Source organism: Candidatus Sulfotelmatobacter sp. (genome assembly GCA_035504415.1).
GTDB lineage: Bacteria > Vulcanimicrobiota > Vulcanimicrobiia > Vulcanimicrobiales > Vulcanimicrobiaceae > Vulcanimicrobium.
Genome location: DATJRY010000021.1, coordinates 138,734 through 157,586 on the forward strand (window position 1 = coordinate 138,734; position 18,853 = coordinate 157,586).

The window sequence follows — 18,853 nt, forward strand, 5'->3', positions numbered from 1 at the left end:
CTGACTCGCGTTTTAACTTTCCATCGAACGGAAGGCGCTCCGGTTCAGTCATCTAGTCGACGAAGTTCGGATGCGGGTGGGCTTTCGACCCGCACGCGTCCGACCAGGTCGTGGTCGGAATCGCGGTGACGGTGGCGAACGGTCGCGGCGTCATGGAGAAATCGAAGTAGCCGCGCAGATCGGGTGAGTAGGCGTCCATGTCGCCGAGCGGCTGCACCTCGTCGAGCTGCTCGACGAACCGCATGATGGAGCCGTAGTCGGCGACGCCGTGCGCGACGGTGCCGGCCTTCACGTACGGCGAGATCAACAGGAACGGCGTGCGCAAGCCGGGACCGAGATCGTCGTTGGGGCGCGGCGACGGCGGCACCGCGTGATCGTAGAAGCCGCCCCAGTCGTCCCAGACGACGAAGATCGCGGTCGTGTTCCAGGCCGGCGAGCCACCGATCGCGTTGACGACGTCTTCGACCCACGACGGGCCGCCGTTGCCGGTCCCCGGATGGTCGCTGGCGTCGATGCACGGCGGCTTCACCCAGGCGAAGTTCGGCAGCGCGCCGTTCGCGTCGGTGAGGATCTGCTGCGCCGGGGGCCAGTGGTAGTTCCACCACGTCGCGCTGTTGATGAAGCCGTTGAAGGGCTGTTCGTTCTGGTACGGTTGCGGCGGCGAAGTGACCGTCGCATAGTGCGTCCAGAGAAAGAGCTGCGCGGGGTTGCGGCGCTGCCGCTCGCGCAAGCGATCGGCGAAGGTCGGCGCCGTGTAGCATTCGCCGCCGAAACCGCGCATCGTCGGCACCGCCCACGGTGAGGCCGTCGGTCCCAGCGCGGGAACGAGGATCGACGGCGTCGGCCGAGCGGTGAGCGTGCCGTCGGCGCAGCCGGCCGGATACGTGCCGCTCGAGCCGTAGAACGTCTGGTCCGCGACCTGATCGCCGTCGGTGTCCATCGAGCGGCCGGCGACGATGAGCTGATGGCCGGGATACGAATCGGCCGAGCTGGGCGCGAAGAACGCGTCGCTGGTCGCGAACTGCCGCGCGATCGCCCAGTACACCGCGCGGTCGTTCACGTCGAGATAGTAGAACGGACCGTTGGGCGAGGTGAACTTGTAGCCGGAGCACGGCATCGGCGAGGCGGCGTCGTTCAGCCACGCCTGGTCGGTGAAGCCCTGCGTCGCGACGCACTCGTAGACGTTGTGCCAGTTGTTCGGCCCAGGCTGCGCGTGCGAGTCGAACGGCACGGCCTGCATCAGCGTCGCGATCGGCGCCGGGACGAGGGCGTCCGCACCGGGATACGGCGAGGGATGGCCGGCGAGGCCGTCGCCACCGAAGACGTTGTCGAAGGTGCGGTTTTCCATCACGATCACGATCACGTGAGCGATCTTGCCGCGTGCGAGCAGCGCGTCGTCCGCGCCTTGCGCGGCGGCAAGGCGCACGTGTCGGCTCGGAAACGCGACCGCGGTCAACAGCGCGGCGCCGAGCAACGCAACGGCGATGCGGCGAAGTCCCATACCCGTGCCGCCCGGTTGCGCGGCCGAGTCGGGCAAACCCTCCCGCGGCGGCGCTAGCGGTCGAAATCGACGGCCACCGTGTTGGCGCCGCAGACCAGCACGCCGACGCGTTCGCCGGGCGCGGGCCGATAGCGACCGCCGAGCAGAGCCGCGAACGCGGCCGCGCCGCCCGGCTCCGCGACGACGCGCGCGACGTCCCACAGCGCGCGCTGCGCGGCGACGATCTCGTCGTCCTCGACCAGCACGACGCGGTCGACGAAGCGTTGCGCGAGCGGGAACATCAACCCGCCGACCCGGCGCGGCGCCAACGAGTCCGCCGCGATGCCGCCGGCCGGTGCATCGACCGGCGCGCCTGCCGCCAGCGCGCGCGTGAGCGTCGGCGCCGCGCTCGGCTCGACCCCGATCAGCCGCACCCGCCCGCGGTACCAGCCCGCGATGCCGCCGATCAGGCCGCCGCCGCCGACCGCGACCAACAGCGTATCGAGCGCCGACGCCTGCTCCGCGAGCTCGCGTCCCGTCGTCGCCGCACCGAGCAGCGTCTCGACGCCGTCGTAGGCGTGCACGGCCAGCGCGCCGTGGCGCGCGATCCACGTCTCCGCCAGCGCGAGCGCGTCGGCATACCGCTCGCCCTCGACGTGCACGTGCGCGCCGTACCCGCGAATGCGATCGACCTTCGCCGGCGAAGAGATCGCGGGAACGAAGATCGTCGCCGGCACGCCCAGACGCTGCGCGGCGAAGGCCACCGCCGCCCCATGGTTGCCGCCGGACGCCGCCGCGACGCCGGCCGGCGGCACCTCGCGCAACAGCAGGTTCGCGAACGCGCCGCGCGCCTTGAACGAACCGGAATGCTGCAGCGATTCGAGCTTGAACGCCAACGGTTCGACACCGCTCAGACCAAAGTCGCTTGCCGCGACCGACACGACGGGTGTACGACGGACGTACGGCTCGATCAGCGCGTGCGTGGCAGCGATGCGCTCGGACGTCAATGCCTCCTCAGCCGTTGTCACGAGATCAGCATACCATGTCGAATCGACCGTTTCTCGCCGGAGCCCTCGTCCTCGCCGTGGCGATGGGCGTCGGCCGCTTCGCATACACGCCGCTGCTGGCGATCATGCGCGTCGACGCCGGACTCACGGTCTCGATGGCCGGGGTGCTGGCCTCGATCAACTTGGCGGGATATCTGGTCGGCGCGGCACTCGGGATGCTGCCACTGTTGCGCACGCACCGGCGCGCGTACGTCATCGCGGCGCCGATCCTCGTCGCGCTGTTGACGGCGGCGATGGCGCTCGGACCGGCCGTGTGGCCGACGGCCCGTTTCGTCACCGGCGTGGCCAGCGGCGTCTCGTTCGTGCTCGTCACCAGCCTGCTTCTCGATTATCTGCACGGCCGCGCCTCGACCTACGGCGCCGCGATCCTCTTCTCCGGCGTGGGGATCGGGATCGCCGGCAGCGGCGCGCTCGTCGCCGCGTTCGCGCGGCTGGGCGGCTCGTCCGCCGCGTGGCTGGGCACCGGCGTCGTCTCGCTGTTGCTGCTGATCGCGTTCGTGCGTTGGCTGCCCGCCGACAGCTCGCCGCCGGCACCCGACGCGAGTGCCGGCCGTGGCGGGCTGGGCGCGCCGTTCGTGTGGCTGTCGATCGCCTACGGCATCGAAGGGGCGGCGTACGTGATCCCGGCGACGTTCTTGGTCGTGCTGATCCGGCAGACGCCGGCGATCGCCGGTCTCGCCGACGCGGCGTGGATCGTCGTCGGCCTGGTGGCGATCCCGTCGATGGCGTTCGTCGCGATGGCGACGCGGCGCTTCGGCGCGCCGCGCGCGCTCATCGTCGCGACGGCCGTGCAGGCGCTGACGTTCCTCGGCCCGATCCTGCTGCCCGGCGCGCTCGGCGTCGCGGTGATCGCGGTCGGTCTGGGCGGAACGTTCATCGTCATCACGGCGCTCTCGACCGCGATCGGCCGTTCGATGGCCCCGCACCGCAGCAACTTCGTGGTCGGACTGATGACGGTGATCTACGGCGCGGGGCAAGTCGCGGGGCCGCTGCTCGCGACCTGGATCTCGCTCACGACCGGCAGCTATCGCCCCGCGCTCGTCGACGCCTCCATCGCGCTGGTAGCCGGCACGGTCGCGTTGATCGTCGGCATCGGCCGCACCGCGCCCGCATAGACCGGGACGATCTCGCTCGCGAAGCGCGCGTCGCGACCGCGCACGACGTCCTCGTAGACCGCGCGCAGCGCCCGGCACACCGGCCCGACCGCACCGCTTCCGATCGGGCGATGATCGACGCTGCGAATGCCGGCGATCCCCATGCCGGTGCCGCACAGCAGCAGCTCGTCGGCCGCGTACAGCTCGGTACGGTCGATCTGCCGTTCGCGGACCTGCAGGCCCAACCCGTCGGCCAGGATCGTGCGCACCTGCAGGCGGGTGATGCCTTCGAGGTTGTCGTCGGTGGCGGGCGGCAGCGCCGCGACGCCGTCGCGCACCATCACCAGATTCGCGGTCGAGCACTCGGACACGTGACCGTCGCCGGCGAGCACGATCGCCTCGTCGAAGCCGTTCAGCCGCGCCTCGGTCTTGGCGAAGGCCGCGTTGACGTAGCCGCCGGTGATCTTCGCGCGCGGCGGGATCGCGTTGTCGCTCAGCCGGCGCCAGCTGCTCACGCAGGCGTTCAGTCCGTCGCCGGCGTCGTTGAGGCGCACCCGCGGCACCGCCACGATGAAGAAGTCGTCCGCGAGCCCGTCGAGCCGCACGCCCAGCGCTTCTTCGCTCTTGTACGCGACCGGCCGCAGGTAGACGTCTTCGCGAAAGCCGTTGCGGCGACAGAGCTCCGTCACGATCGCGTTCAGCTCGGCGACCGGCGGCAGCTCCATCAGCAGCAACCGCGCGTTGGCGGTGAAGCGGCGAAAGTGCGCGCTGGGCTCGCACACGTACAACTCGCCGTGCTCGGCGTTCCAGAACGCGCGCATCCCCTCGAAGCAGCCGGTGCCGTAGAGCAGCGCGTGGGTGAGCAGGCCGATGCGCGCCTGCGAATAGGGCTGGAAGCCGCCCCGGTGATAGACGACCAGGTCCTCATACTCCATGCCGCCATCGTGACGCGCCACCGTGCATGCGGCGAGGGCCACTTCGCAGCCGTCAGCCAGCCACTACCGCACCCAGACGGCGGGCCGCGCGCTCGATCGCGGCCCGCTGCACGGCGCCGAAACCGAGCAGCAGGCCCGAGGTCGGGCGGCCCAGATAGTAGCGGCTCAGCGCGGGCGCACTGACGTCGACGCCGGCGGCACCGTCCGCGACGGCGACGTCGTCGCGCCCCGGCAGCGGCAGCACGACCGTCAAACCGGCCGACGGCACCCGCGGCGCGATGTCCGTCGCGCGGCCCAACGCCGCGATCAGTTGGGCGCGCCGTTCGGCGTAGAGCTCGCGCATACGCTCGAGGTGCCGCACGTAGTGACCGTCGTACATGAACTCGGCCAAGATCGCCTGCTCGAGCGTCGCGGTCTGCCGGTCGGCGACCGTTTTGGCGGCGCTGAACGCGTCGACCAGGCCGTCGGGCGCCACCAGATACGCGAGCCGCAGCGCCGGAAACAGCGTGATGCTGAAGGTCCCGACCCAGATCACGCGCCGCTGCTGATCGAGCGTGGCCAACCGCGGCGGCGCGTCGTCCTCGAAGCGCAGCGCGCTGTCGTACTCATCCTCGACGATCCAGGCGTCGGCGTGGTTCGCCCACGCCAGCAGCGCGTCGCGACGCGAGCGCGAGAGCACCGGGCCGAGCGGCCACTGGCGGCCGCTGGTCACGTAGGCGAGCCGCGCACGCGGGCTGCGAGCGACGCCCTCCTCGACGTCGAGCCCGTCCGCGTCGACCGGAATCGCAACCAAGTTCGCGCCGGCGCCGCGCAACGTCGTGCGCGTCGCCGGCGAGGCCGGGTCTTCGATCCAGACGTCGTCGCCGGGATCGAGCATCAGCCGGCCGACCAGATCGATGGCCTGCTGCGCGCCGGAGACGACGATCACCTGATCGCGGCTGCACGCGATCTGCTTCTGCGTGCGCAGCTCGGCGGCGATCGCATCGCGCAGCGGGCCGTAGCCACCGGCCTCGCCGTAGCCGATCTGCTCGCGCGCCGAGCGCCGCACGACCTTGCCGGCCAGCCGCGCCCACGTTTCGAACGGAAACGCGTCCAGTGCCGGAATACCGGGCTGGAACGCGATCGGCAGTTTCGCCGTCAGCCGCAGACGGATGTCCTCGCCCGCCAACAGCCGCCCGCGCAACGAGGCGCGCTCCCAGGCCGTCGGCATCGTCGCGGGCGCCGGCAGTGGCGCGACCGCGGCGACGAACGTCCCCGAGCCGCGCCGCGCCACGCAGTATCCTTCGGCGACCAGCTGGGCGAACACGTCGGCGACCGTGTTGCGCGAGACGCCCAGCCGCGCAGCGACGGTGCGCGTCGAGGGCATCCGCGCCCCCGGCGCCAGTGCTCGCGCCACGATCGAATCGCGCACCCGCAAGAACAGTTGCTGCCGCATCGAGGCCGACGACGTGCGCTCGAGCCGCAGCATCGAGAGCGCGACCAGATCGTCCGTGGCCCGTCGAGACGCCATGCGGCTAGGCGTTGGCGCGCGCGACGCGCCGGTCTTCCGCGCGCCGCAGGACGCCGATCCCGAAGGCCAAGGCGACCGCCGCGGCCGGCAGGATGCCGACCACGTGCGGGTTGACGTCGATCGCCTCGCCGCCGAGAACCGGCGCGACGACCAGCGCCAGGTTGCTGGCAGCGTCGTTGAAGCCGAGAATCGCGCCGCGCTCGCGCGCGGGCGCCGCGCGGGAAAGCTGCGCGGTGAGCGTGGGTTCGACGCTGGCCGCGCCGATCGCCCACAGCCCGAGCGCGACGCCGAAGAACTCGAGCTGGCGAATGAACGCCAGCCCGACGTACGCGAGCGCGAGCAGCACGAAGCCGCCCTGCGCGACGGCCGCGTCGCCGAAGCGGCGCGCCAGCGGCCCGACCAAGACGACCAAGGTGATGCCGCCGACGAAGCCGGCACCGGCCAGCAACCCGCTCGAGAGCTGCGGGCCGACGTGCAGCTCGCGCTGCAGATACAGCGAGAACACCGCGAAGAACGAGGTCACCGCGAAGATGAACAGCGTGTGGCGCACGACCAGGCTGCGAACGGCCGGGTCCCGGGCGACGATCCCGCCCGCCTCGCGCAAGCTCGCGCGCGTGCCCGCGCGCCGCGGCGGCTCGGGTAAGAAGAGCAGCGTGAGCGCGATCGTGATCAGCTCGATGAGCGCCGCGGCCGCGAACGGGGCGGCGAACCCGAAACGGATCAGCCCACCCCCGAGCACCGGCCCGAGCACGATTCCCAGGCCGAAGACCGCACCGAACAAGGCGTAGGCGCGATCGCGATCTTCCTGCGCGGTGACGTCGGCGATGTACGACTGCGTTACCCCGATACCGCCGCTGCCGAACCCGGCAATCGCGCGCGCGACGAAGATCATCGCGAGCGAGTGAGAGAGCGCCAGCAAGACGTAACCCACCAGCGAGACGATCTGCGCGAGCAGCACGATCCGCTTGCGGCCGAGCTTGTCGCTGACGCTGCCCCAAACCGGCGCGGCGACGACGCCGGCCACGCCGGACGTGGTCAAGATCGTGCCGACGGTCAGCCCGTTCGCGCCGTAGTGCTGCGCGAGATACGGCAACAGCGGCACCATGATCATCGTGCCCAGCACGTCGACGACGGTGACGCCGTAAATCGGCACCAGCGCCGCGACGCTGGTGCGCGGACCGTGCGCAGGCGGGCGCCCGAATCGCATGACGAGTGCGATTCTACGCGGCGCCCACCGCCGATGTCAAATCAGCCCGCGGGGATCTCGATGGCTTTGCGCAGGAAGTCCTGGTAGATCTCGGTGGCGTCGTCGGCATTGGGCGCCTTCTTGGCCTTGGTCATCGCGGCCGACATCTGCTCGTGCATGGTGATCATGCTCTTGCAGACGAGCTTGGTGCCGTCGGCGGCGGTCGCCGCGGTCTCGTGCATCGACATCATGCCCGTGTGGCTGTCCTTGTCGGTCACCGGTCGGCACAGCAGCGTCGCCGCGTCGGCCGGCATCGCCATCGCGTCGTGCGACATCATCGCCGATTGGGCGAGCGCGGCCGCGGGCAGCGCAGCCAACGCCGCCAGCGTCAGAACGGAAGTACGGAATCGCATCGTGGTCCTCGCGAAGAGAGTGCGTAGGAGAAGATGCGCCCATGGTAGCCGCCCGCGCCGGTCGGCGCCGTAAGCGGGCTTACCGGGCGGGATTTCCGCGGCCTCCCGCTGGGTAGGCTGGCCGGAGAACCCGTCAGCCGGAGGACCGTTGGCCGCGCCGATCACGACGAACGTCCCCTTTCGCCTCGACCGTCTGCCGTGGGCGCGCTGGCATTGGGCCGTGGTCGTCGGCCTGGGGATCACCTGGATCCTCGACGGCCTCGAGGTCACCATCGTCGGCACGATCGCGCCGATCCTCACCACCAGCGCCGGCCTCTCGCTGACGAGCACGCAGACCGGCCTCGCCGCGACGGCGTACCTGGTGGGCGCGTGCGGCGGCGCGCTGGTCTTCGGCGCGCTGACCGATCGACTGGGGCGCAAGCGGCTGTTCCTGGTCACCCTCACTTGGTATCTGGTGGCGACGGCACTCACCGCGCTCTCGTGGAACTTCGCCAGCTTCGCGTGCTTCCGGCTGTTGGCCGGGGCCGGCATCGGAGGCGAGTACAGCGCGGTCAACTCGGCGATCGACGAGCTGATCCCGGCGCGCCGCCGCGGCGTCGCCGACATCGCGATCAACGGTTCGTGGTGGATCGGCACGCTGCTGGGCGCGCTGCTCTCGCTGCCGCTGCTCGACGCGCGGCTGATCCCCGCCCGGCTGGGGTGGCGGCTCGCGTTCGGCCTGGGCGTGATCCTCGCGCTGAGCGTGCTGTTCGTGCGCCGCGGCCTGCCCGAGAGCCCGCGCTGGCTGATCGCGCACGGCCGCGCCGCCGAAGCCGAAGCGATCGTGCGCGAGATCGAAGCGCGGGTCGAGCGCGAGACGGGCTGCGCGCTCGCGGTGCCGGAGCGCACGATCGCGATCGATCCGTCGCGCCGGCACGGCTTGCGCGCCACCGTCCGCACGTTGGTGCGCACCTACCCGCGCCGCACCGCGCTGGTCCTGACGCTGATGATCACGCAAGCCTTCCTCTACAACGCCGTCTTCTTCGACCAAGGCCTGCAATTGACCACGTTCTTCCACGTCGCGCCGAGCACGGTCGGCCTGTACGTCTTTCCGTTCGCGATCGGCAACGTGCTCGGTGCGCTGGTGCTGGGACACTTCTTCGACACGATCGGACGCAAGCGGATGATCGCGGGCTGCTACCTCGCCAGCGGCGCGGTGATGACGCTGACGATCGTGCTGCTCCTGCGCGGCGCCCTCGACGCGACCTCGCTCACCCTGTGGTGGGCGGTGATGTTCTTCTTCGCCAGCGCCGGCGCCAGCGCCGCGTACTTGACGGTGAGCGAGATCTTTCCGCTCGAGACGCGCGCCGGCGCGATCGCGGTGGTCTACGCGGTCGGCACGCTGGTCGGCGGCGCGGTCGCCCCGCCGCTGTTCGGCGCCCTGATCGGAACCGGCCGTCCCGCACTGCTGGCGCTCGCTTGGGCCGTCGGCGCCGCGCTGATGTTCGTGGGCGGCGTGGTCGAGCTGCTGCTGGGCGTCGACGCCGAGCGCACCGCGCTCGAAGACGTGGCCGCACCGTTGACCGCGGTGGCGGCCGGCTGACTGAGCGCGACCGCGCAAAGTTCCACCGGCCGGCGGGTACATGGCGGAGGTGACCCTCAACGGTGACCGCTTTTGGTACCGCGACGCCATCGTGTACCAAACCCACGTCAAGGCGTTCCAAGACGCCAACGGCGACGGGATCGGCGACGTCCGCGGGCTGACCGCGCGGCTGGATTACCTGGCGGAGCTGGGCATCACCGCCTTGTGGCTGCTGCCGTTCTTCCCCTCACCGCTGCGGGACGACGGCTACGACATCAGCGACTACCTGGGCGTCCATCCCGCGTACGGAACGCTCGAGGACGTGAAGCGGCTCGTGAACGAAGCGCACGACCGCGGCATCCGCGTCATCGCCGAGCTGGTCGTCAACCACACCTCCGACCAGCACCCGTGGTTTCAGCGCGCGCGGCGCGCGCCGGCCGGCTCACCGGAGCGAGACTACTACGTCTGGTCCGACGACGATCGCCGCTATGCCGGGACGCGCATCATCTTCACCGACACCGAGACCTCGAACTGGGCCTGGGATCCGCTGGCGGGCGCGTACTATTGGCACCGCTTCTTCTCCCACCAGCCCGACCTCAATTTCCAGAACCCCGAGGTCGTCGGCGCGATCGTCCACGTGATGCGCTATTGGTCGGCGATCGGGATCGACGGTTTCCGGCTCGACGCGGTGCCGTACCTGTGCGAGCGCGAAGGCACCAACAACGAGAACCTGCCCGAGACCCACGGCGTGATCAAGGTGCTGCGCGCGGTGCTCGAGGAGGAGTTCCCGGACAGCATCTTCCTGGCCGAGGCGAACCAGTGGCCTGAAGATCTCTCCTCGTATTTCGGCGAGGGCGACGAGTGCCACATGTGCTTTCACTTCCCGCTCATGCCGCGACTGTTCATGGCCGTCGCCGACGAGGACCGCTATCCCGTCCACGACATCTTGCGCCAGACGCCGCCGATTCCCGAGGGCTGCCAGTGGGCGGTGTTCCTGCGCAACCACGACGAGCTCACGCTCGAGATGGTCAGCGAGCGCGAGCGCGACCGTCTCAACGCCGTCTACGCGATCGAGCCGCGCATGCGGCTCAACGTCGGCATCCGGCGGCGCTTGGCGCCGCTGCTCGAGAACGACCGCCGCCGCATCGAGCTGCTGAACGGCCTGCTGATGTCGATGCCGGGAACGCCCGTCATCTACTACGGTGACGAGATCGGAATGGGCGACAACCTGTTTCTCAAGGACCGCGACGGGGTGCGCACGCCGATGCAGTGGTCGCCCGACCGCAACGGCGGCTTCTCGACCGCCGAGCCGGTGCGCCTGTACGCGCCGGCCGTCACCGATCCCACCTACGGCTACGAGGCACTCAACGTCGAGGCACAAGCGCGCAACGCGTCCTCGCTGCTCAACTGGATGCGGCGGCTGATCGCGGTGCGCAAGGCGACGCAGGTTTTCGGCCGCGGCTCGATCACGCTGCTCTACCCGAACAACCGGCACGTGTTGGCGTACTTGCGCGAGTACCAGGACGAGACGATCCTGGTCGTCGCGAACCTGGCCCACAGCGCACAAGCCGTGCAGCTCGACCTGGCCACGTTCGCCGGCCGCGCCCCGTTCGAGCTGCTCGGCTCGACCGCGTTTCCGCCGATCGCGACGACGCCCTACACGATCACGCTCGGACCCTACGGCTTCTTCTGGTTCGCGCTGCTGCCGGATCCGCGCGGCACCGGCGCCTCGATCCGCTCGAGCGCGTTGCCCGAACTGCCCACGATCGTCGTGCCGCGCGCCGCGCTGGCGCTCGACCGGTGGGCGCGCGCGGTCGTCGACAGCGACGTCGTTCCGCTGGCGCTAGGCGCTTCCGAGCACGGTCGCGTGCGCGACGTCTTCGTCGCGCCCGAAAGCGACGGTCTGGCGTTCGTCGTGCTCGGCGACGGCCAGCGGCGCGTCTCGCTGCCGCTGCGCTTCGTGTGGGACGCGCCGGTGCGTGAGAACGCGATCGCGCGCGCGCGCAGCGGACCGCGCGAGGGCTGGATCGTCGACGCCGCGACCGACGCGACGACCGCGCCGCTGGTCGAACGCGCGATGCGTGCCGGCGTCGTGCTGCACGACGAAGGCCGGCTCGAGTTCGCGCTCGAGGGCGAAGCCCTCCCCGAGGCCGACGCCGAGAGCTCGCAGCGGCTCGGCTCGACGACCGGCGCGCAGCGCTGGATCCTCGACGACGAGCGGCTGGTCACGCTCTACCGCCAGATGCCCCGGGTGCAGAACAGCGCGGTCGCCTTCATGCGCCACCTCCGCGAGCGCGGCTTCGTGCATGCGCCCCAGCTGCTGGGCACGGCCAGCGTCGTCGATGCCGACGGCGTGCGTTGGATCGCCGCGACCTCGCAAACGTACGTTCCGCACCCGATCGACGCCGACGCTTCGCTGCGCGACATCCTGCGAGCCGGGACCGTCGACGAGCGGCTGATTCGCAGCGCGCACATGATCGCCGAAGCGTTGGCCGGGCTGCACCGCGCGCTGGCCGAGCCCGGCGCCGATCCGAGCTTCGGGACGCACCCGCTGGGGCCGGACGATCTGCGGCGCTGGCGCAACGACGCGCAGGGCGACCTCGACGCGCTGGTGCAGGCCGGCGTCGAAGGGGTGATCGCGGTGCGCGAACAGATCGCGGCCGCGATCGCGATGCTCCCGGGCCAGATCGACGCGCGCGCCTCACGCGCGCACGGCCGGCTCGTCCTGCGGCGCGTGCTGCTGGTCGAGGGACAACCGGTCTTCGTCGGCTTCGGCGAACGCGTCGACGACCGCAGCTCACCGCTCAAGGACGTCGCCTCGCTGGCCCGCTCCTACGACGAAGTGCTGCGCGAAGCGCTGTTCGTGCCCGCGCGGGAAGGCGGGACGAGCGTGATGCGCGAGGCGGCGCGTGACGTCGTCGCGCGCGCACTGACCGCGTTCCACGAGCGCTACGCGCAAGCGGCGGACGATCTCGCCAGCGTCCCGCACGATCCCGTCCAGCGCGCGCAGCTGATCGCGTTCTTCCGCGTACGGGGCGCGTTGCGCGACGTGCGCGAGGCGCTGGCGCGCCGGCCGGCGGCGTTGGCCGGTGCCGTCGAGGCGCTCCGGCTGGAGTGCTCGTGATGCAGCGGTTCGCCCACGCGATGCCGTTCGGCGCGGAGCTGCGCGCGGACGGTGCGGCCTTTCGCCTATGGGCACCGGGCCGGAAGGCCGCGCGCGTGATCGTCGACGGCGCCGAGCACGCGCTGACGGCGCGCGAGGACGGCTGGTTCGAGCGCGACGTCGCGGGCGTGCGCGCGGGTGCCCGGTACGCGTTCGCCTTCCCCGACGTCGGGCACCTGATCCCCGATCCGGCGGCGCGCTTCCAGCCCGACGGCGTGCACGCGCCGAGCGTGCTGATCGATCCCCACGCCTATTCGTGGCGCGAGCCGCGCTGGCGCGGCCGGCCCTGGCACGAGATCGTGCTCTACGAGCTGCACGTCGGGACCTTCACGGCGGCGGGGACCTATCACGCCGCGAGCGAGCGTCTCGACGAGCTGGTCGAGCTCGGCGTGACGGCAATCGAGCTGATGCCGCTCGCGCAGCCGGCCGGCGCGCGCAACTGGGGCTACGACGGCGTCTTGCCGTTCGCGCCGCAGGCGGCCTACGGCAGCCCCGACGAGCTCAAGGCGCTGATCGACGCCGCGCACGCGCACGGACTGTGCGTCTTCCTCGACGTCGTCTACAATCACTTCGGCCCCGAGGGGAACTACCTGCACGTCTACGCGCCGACGTTCTTCACCGAGCGGCACCACACGCCGTGGGGCGCCGCGATCGACGTCGACGGCGAGAGCGCCGCGACGGTCCGCGAGTTCTTCGTGCAGAACGCACTCTATTGGCTGCGCGAGTACCGCTTCGACGGCTTGCGGCTCGACGCGGTCCACGAGATCAAGGACGACTCGCCGCGACCGTTCCTCGACGAGCTGGCGGCGCGGGTCCATGCCGGCGTCGAGCCCGACCGGCACGTCCAGCTGGTGCTCGAGAACGACGCCAACGAAGCGCGCTTCCTCGACCGCTACGACGCGCAGTGGAACGACGACCTTCACCACGCGCTGCACGTCCTGGCGACCGGCGAGCACGACGGCTACTACCGCGACTACGCCCGCGCGCCCGCGCGCCACCTCGCGCGCGCGCTGGCCGAAGGCTTCGCGTACCAAGGCGAGTCCTCGGAGCATCGCGCCGGTGCGCCGCGCGGCGAGCCGAGCGCGCACCTGCCGACGACCGCCTTCGTCGACTTCGTGCAGAACCACGATCAGATCGGGAACCGCGCCTTCGGCGAGCGGCTCGACGCGCTCGCGCCGATCCCGGCGGTGCGCGCCGCCGGCGCGATCGTGCTGTTGGCACCGGCCGTCCCGCTGCTGTTCATGGGCGAAGAGTGGGCGGCCTCGACGCCCTTCCTGTTCTTCAGCGATTTCGGTCCCGAGCTCGGCGCGGCGGTTACCGAGGGACGCCGCCGCGAGTTCGCCGCCTGGCCGGCCTTCGCCGATCCGCAGGTCCGCGAGCGCATCCCCGATCCGCAAGACCCCGCGACGATGCGCGCCTCGGTGCTGCGCTGGGACGAGCGCAGCGAGCTCGTTCACGCCGCCGCGCTCGCGCACCATCGCGAGCTGCTCGACCTGCGCGCGCGCGCGATCGTGCCCCGCCTCGCGCTGGGCGCGGCGCACGGCGAGCACCACGAGGCGCTCGACGAGCGGACCGTACGCGTGCGCTGGCGCTTCGCGGACGGCACGCCGTTGGAGCTGACGGCGCGCATCGACGGCGCGCGTTCGGCCGTGCGCTGGACGCTCGAGGGCGCCCCGCTCTACGTCTACGGCGACGGGTTGCCGTGAGGCCGCGCGCCACCTACCGGCTGCAGTTCCACGCCGGCTTTCGTTTCGCAGACGCCACGGCGCTGGTCCCGTACCTCGCCCGCCTGGGGATCAGTCACGTCTACGCTTCGCCCTACCTGAAGGCGCGCGCGGGCTCGACGCACGGCTACGACATCGTCGACCACGCGCAGCTCAATCCGGAGATCGGGACGCCGGAAGAGTTCGACGCCTTCGTCGTCGCGCTGCGCGCGCACGGCATGGGACACATCCTCGACTTCGTCCCCAACCACATGGGCGTCGGCGGCTGCGACAACGGCTGGTGGCTCGACCTGTTGACGTGGGGACCGGACTCGCACTATGCCGACTATTTCGACGTCGACTGGGAACCGCTGCGCCGACAGCTGCGCGGCAAGGTCATGCTGCCGTTCTTGGGCAGCCGCTACGGCGACGTGCTCGACGCCGGCGAGCTGCGCTGGGACTACGCCGAGGGCCGCTTCGCGCTGCGCTACTACGAGCACTGCTTTCCGCTCACGCCGCCGAGTTACGCCCTGGTGCTCGAGGGGGCGCAGCCGAAGGACCTGGGCGCGTTCGCGCGGCTGTTCGCCGCGCTCGACGACATCCCCGACCACGTCGAGCGGCGCGACGCCGCCGCCTCGCTGCAGCACTTGCTCGACCAGACGCAAGGCGCCGCGGCGCGCGTGCTGGCCGAGCGGCTCGACGCGGCTCGCGCGAGCGACGAGGGGAAAGCGCTGATCGAGCGTGTCCTCGAGGTGCAGCACTGGCGCCCGACCTCCTGGCGCGTCGCCGGCGAGGAGATCAACTACCGCCGCTTCTTCGACATCAACGGTCTCGCCGCGCTGCGCATGGAACACGCCGCGACCTTCGCCGACGCGCACGCGTTGGTCTTCGCGCTCATCGAGCGCGGCGCGCTCGACGGGTTGCGGATCGACCACGTCGACGGCTTGTTCGACCCGCTCGGCTACTGCGATCTGCTGCACTCGCGCGCCGAGCTGCTCGGTCAGCCGATGTACCTGGTGGTCGAGAAGATCCTCGCAGCCCACGAGGAGCTGCGCGCCCGCTGGCATGTCGACGGCACCACCGGCTACAAATTCATGAACGCCGTCACCAGCTTGTTCGTCGACGGTCGCAACGAGGCGGCGTTCACCCGCGTCTACGAGCGCTTCACCGGCGATCGCGCGTCGTTCGACGAGGTCGCGCTGGCGGCCAAGCGGCTGATCCTGGTAACGGCGCTGGCCGGCGAGCGCAACGTGCTCGCGCTGCGCCTCGACCGCATTGCGCAGCGGGATCCCCGGACCCGCGACTTCACCTTGGGCGCGCTCACGCGCGCGCTGTTCAACACGATCGTCGCCTTTCCGGTCTACCGCACCTACGTGCGCGGCGACGAGGTGACCGACGAGGACCGCAACCACGTCACGTGGGCGATCGGCCGCGCCGCGAGCTTCGACATCTCGCGCGAACGGGACGTCTACGCGTTCCTGCAGCGCGTGCTGCTGCTGGAGACCGACGACCCCGACATGCGTCTGCGTTACCTCGACTTCGCGATGCGCTTCCAGCAACTGACCTCGCCGGTCGCCGCCAAGGGCGTCGAGGACACGGCGTTCTATCGGTCACTGCGACTGGTCGCGTTGAACGAGGTCGGCGGCGACCCCGGGCGCTTCGGCACGCCGCCGGCCGAGTTCCACCGCCAGAACGCCCGCCGCGCCGTCCACCGTCCGCACGCGATGCTCGCCACCGCGACGCACGATGCCAAGCGCGGCGAAGACGTGCGCGCGCGGCTCGCCGTCCTCTCCGAGATGCCGACGGCGTGGCGCGCCTCGATCGCCCGCTGGTCGCGCCTGAACCGCCGCCATCGCACGACGACGCCGACGGGTCATCTGCCCGCGGAACGCGCCGAGTACCTGCTCTACCAGACGATCGTCGGTGCGTGGCCGATCGAACTGCTGGACGGCGACCTCGATCCGGCTGCGCTGGGGACGTTTGCCGACCGGGTCGCGGCGTACTGCGTCAAAGCGGCGCGCGAAGCCAAGCAAGAGACGAGCTGGGCGAATCCCGACGAGGCCTACGAAGCCGCGCTCGACCGCCTGGTGCGCGGCGTGCTGGACCCTGCACGTTCGCCCGCCTTTCTCGACGCCGTGCGCACGTTCGTCGGCGACCTCGCGCCCGCATCGCTCTCCAACTCGCTCGCGCAGACGCTGCTCCGGTTGACGTCTCCCGGGATGCCCGACACCTATCAGGGCGCCGAGTCGTGGGACCTCTCGCTGGTCGACCCCGACAATCGACGACCGGTCGACTTCGCGACGCGCGAGCGTGCCCTGCGAGCGATGGACGACGCGCTCGCGCGCGGCACGCCGCGCCGGGACCTCGCCGTCGACCTTTTGCGCTCCTGGCCCGACGGTCGGGTCAAGCTGTACCTCGTGGCGACGGTATTGCGGCACGTCGCGGCCAACCCCGACTGGCCCGAGCGCGGCTACACGGCGCTCAACGCGATCGGCGCGGCGGCGGACCACGTCGTCGCCTTTCGGCGCGGCGACGCCGTCGTCGTCGCGACGCGCTTGCCGTACACCCTCGCCGGCAGCACGATCCCGCTCGCCGAGACCTGGAGCGACACGACGATCGCGCTCGGCGACGACGCGCCGCCGCGCTATCGCGACATCCTCACCGGGGACGCGATCGTGACCGAGGAAGAAGCGTCCGAGCGCCGCGTCTCGCTTGCGAAGGCGCTGCGATCGCTGCCGGTCGCCTTGCTGGTTCCGTCCCCCCGATGAGCCGAGGTGACCGAGCCGAACGGCCGACCGGCCGCAAACAGGTGGCCGTCACCAGATCCGGCTAACGCCTCGCGCGATGGAAACGAATCGCGCGACCTTCCTCGCAGCGGCGGCCGGAACCGTCGCACTCGCCGCGACCGGCGAGGCGCAGGCAGCGGGGACCTACGACCGGCGGGCGATGGAGGCGATCCTCCACCGCCCGGTACGTCATCGCCACATCATCGGCGCGCCGCGGCTGAACGGGATCGCGCCGATGCGCTCGGCGGCGCACATCATGGGCGCGTACGAGTTCGCCTTCGGCGAGGGGCCCGGCACGGTCAACATCGTCGTCTCGCTGTACGGACCCAGCTCCGTGCTCGCCGTCATGAACGACGCGTTCTGGGCGAAGTACCACGCCTTCGAGCTCTCGCAGCGGCAATCCGACATGCCGCCGACGATCCTGAACTCGCACAGCAACCCGTATCTGCACGCGCGCACGTCGATGAACCCGCACGACGATCCCGAGGACGTCAACGGCTTCTATCACGACTATTCGGTCGAGGCGGTGACGCGACGCGGCGTGCGCTGGTTCGTCTGCAACGAGGCGCTGCACACCGCCGCGCGTGAGCTCTCCGCGCTGGGCGACGGCGCGCCGGAGGCGGTGCTCGGGGCGTTGCGATCGCATCTGACCCCGGGGACGCTGATCGTCCCGTCCGGCTCGCAGGCACTGGTCGTCGCCCAGGAGGCCCACTTCACCTACCAGGCCGCCTGACCCGCGCACGTTTCGCACGAACTCTTTATGCTCTTTCCCAGGGGAAGAGATCGGACGTCAGGGTAATACCTAGGAGAACCATCGACCGCGCTTTCGCGCGATCGGATTTCCTATTCTCGCGGAGGACCTTCGATGACCGTTCCCCAGCGTTCACGCGTAACGCTCGGGGTCGCAGTACTGCTCGGCGCCACCCTGGCCGCCTGCGGTACCACCACGACCCCGCCGCGGAACTTCCCCGCGCCGACTCCCTCGCCGGCGTCCAACACGACGACCGCGACGGTGAGCACCAGCGCGCCGACCACCTTCGCCACCGTCACGACGAGCGGCATCTCCGATAGCGCGACGCTGCCCGCGGCGAGCACGAGCGCGACGGTCACCGAAACGATCGCGACGACGCCGTTCGGCGGGGACGCGGCCTTGAGCGCCAAGCGCGCCGCCGCCTCTCTCCGGCAGCCCGCCGACGCCGCGCTCAGCGCGACGGCCTACGTGCAATTCACCTCGACGCAAACCGTCACCGTGAACGGCACGACGACGATCACGTTCACCCTCCCGTCGATCACCGCCGGTGACTCGTACTATCTGGCGTTCTACCAGAGCGGTGCGTGGGTCGCTCCTGCCGCCGGTCCCGGCACCGTGAGCGGCAACACCGTCAGCTTCTCCGGCGACAACGGCACGACCACGATTTCGCCGACCGCCCCGCTCGAGCTCGCGCTCTACGCGACCACGACCACCGCGACGCCGACCCCGACGCCGACGGTCAGCCCCACGGCCAGCCCCAGTGCCACGCCGACGGCTACTCCGACCGCAACGCCAACGCCAACGCCAACGCCAACGCCAACGCCTACGCCGACGCCGACCCCGACCCCCACGCCGGTTCCGACGCCGGTCGCCTCACCGAACTCGCTCGTGTTCGACGCCAACAACCCGACGACGCAAAGCTTCACCGTCACCGAAGCGGGCGATCTCGCGAACTACACCGGCGCCATCAGCTGCAGCACCGCACCCTCCGGCGCGAACTTCGTCGCCGAGCTGACTTCGACGACCGCGACGCCGGTGCAGACCGGCTCCGGCGCAGCGACGTTCACCGTCCAGGGCGGCAACGTGCTGGGCACCTGCACCGTCACCGTGACCGATGCGAACAATGCGACGACCACCGTCGCGGTCGCCGTCGACAGCAGCACGCTCACCGTCTCCGGCCACGCGCGCCACTAGGAACGCCGAC

The 18,853-nt window shown here is 70.9% G+C and carries 13 protein-coding genes; 7 read left to right on the forward strand and 6 right to left on the reverse strand.

The window, feature by feature from the left end; genetic code table 11:
- Positions 1 to 52: 52 nt before the first annotated feature.
- Together VMD91_18470 and VMD91_18475 are read right to left on the reverse strand one after the other, a co-directional pair.
- The gene (locus VMD91_18470; protein HTW86062.1) at positions 53 to 1,501 is read right to left on the reverse strand and encodes an alkaline phosphatase family protein; all 1,449 of its coding nucleotides are present in this window, start codon (positions 1,499 to 1,501) and stop codon (positions 53 to 55) included.
- A 53-nt stretch (positions 1,502 to 1,554) separates the two neighbouring features.
- Complete coding sequence (locus VMD91_18475; protein HTW86063.1) at positions 1,555 to 2,508, reverse strand: threonine/serine dehydratase; 954 nt, start codon at positions 2,506 to 2,508, stop codon at positions 1,555 to 1,557.
- Between the two features lie 14 nt (positions 2,509 to 2,522).
- On the opposite strand from VMD91_18475, the gene VMD91_18480 reads away from it, so the two are divergent.
- Positions 2,523 to 3,662, forward strand: coding sequence for a YbfB/YjiJ family MFS transporter (locus VMD91_18480; GenBank protein HTW86064.1), 1,140 nt, complete (start codon positions 2,523 to 2,525; stop codon positions 3,660 to 3,662).
- On the opposite strand, the gene VMD91_18485 is transcribed toward VMD91_18480, so the two are convergent.
- Genes VMD91_18485 through VMD91_18500 form a run of 4 tightly spaced genes read right to left on the reverse strand, consistent with a single transcriptional unit; the run spans position 3,572 to position 7,850 of the window.
- Positions 3,572 to 4,576, reverse strand: a complete 1,005-nt coding sequence (locus VMD91_18485; protein HTW86065.1) for a branched-chain amino acid transaminase — start codon at positions 4,574 to 4,576, stop codon at positions 3,572 to 3,574. The genes VMD91_18480 and VMD91_18485 overlap by 91 nt on opposite strands.
- A gap of 52 nt (positions 4,577 to 4,628) precedes the next feature.
- Positions 4,629 to 6,086: a PLP-dependent aminotransferase family protein gene (locus tag VMD91_18490; GenBank protein ID HTW86066.1), complete on the reverse strand. Its 1,458-nt coding sequence runs from the start codon at positions 6,084 to 6,086 to the stop codon at positions 4,629 to 4,631.
- A 4-nt stretch (positions 6,087 to 6,090) separates the two neighbouring features.
- Positions 6,091 to 7,293: an MFS transporter gene (locus tag VMD91_18495; protein HTW86067.1), complete on the reverse strand. Its 1,203-nt coding sequence runs from the start codon at positions 7,291 to 7,293 to the stop codon at positions 6,091 to 6,093.
- 41 nt (positions 7,294 to 7,334) lie between these two features.
- The gene (locus VMD91_18500; GenBank protein HTW86068.1) at positions 7,335 to 7,850 is read right to left on the reverse strand and encodes a hypothetical protein; all 516 of its coding nucleotides are present in this window, start codon (positions 7,848 to 7,850) and stop codon (positions 7,335 to 7,337) included.
- Here VMD91_18500 and VMD91_18505 point away from each other — a divergent pair.
- From VMD91_18505 to VMD91_18530, 6 genes are all read left to right on the forward strand, one after another.
- The gene (locus VMD91_18505; protein HTW86069.1) at positions 7,834 to 9,267 is read left to right on the forward strand and encodes an MFS transporter; all 1,434 of its coding nucleotides are present in this window, start codon (positions 7,834 to 7,836) and stop codon (positions 9,265 to 9,267) included. The genes VMD91_18500 and VMD91_18505 overlap by 17 nt on opposite strands.
- 40 nt (positions 9,268 to 9,307) lie before the next feature.
- Positions 9,308 to 12,370, forward strand: coding sequence for a maltose alpha-D-glucosyltransferase (gene treS, locus VMD91_18510; GenBank protein ID HTW86070.1), 3,063 nt, complete (start codon positions 9,308 to 9,310; stop codon positions 12,368 to 12,370).
- On the forward strand, positions 12,370 to 14,115 hold the full coding sequence (treZ, locus tag VMD91_18515) for a malto-oligosyltrehalose trehalohydrolase (protein ID HTW86071.1): 1,746 nt from the start codon (positions 12,370 to 12,372) through the stop codon (positions 14,113 to 14,115). Before treS ends, treZ begins: the two co-directional genes overlap by 1 nt.
- Entirely contained in the window at positions 14,112 to 16,880 is a 2,769-nt protein-coding gene (gene treY, locus VMD91_18520) for a malto-oligosyltrehalose synthase (GenBank protein HTW86072.1), read from the forward strand. Before treZ ends, treY begins: the two co-directional genes overlap by 4 nt.
- A 76-nt stretch (positions 16,881 to 16,956) precedes the next feature.
- Complete coding sequence (locus tag VMD91_18525; GenBank protein HTW86073.1) at positions 16,957 to 17,631, forward strand: hypothetical protein; 675 nt, start codon at positions 16,957 to 16,959, stop codon at positions 17,629 to 17,631.
- 132 nt (positions 17,632 to 17,763) lie between these two features.
- Positions 17,764 to 18,843, forward strand: a complete 1,080-nt coding sequence (locus VMD91_18530) for a hypothetical protein (protein ID HTW86074.1) — start codon at positions 17,764 to 17,766, stop codon at positions 18,841 to 18,843.
- Positions 18,844 to 18,853: the final 10 nt, after the last annotated feature.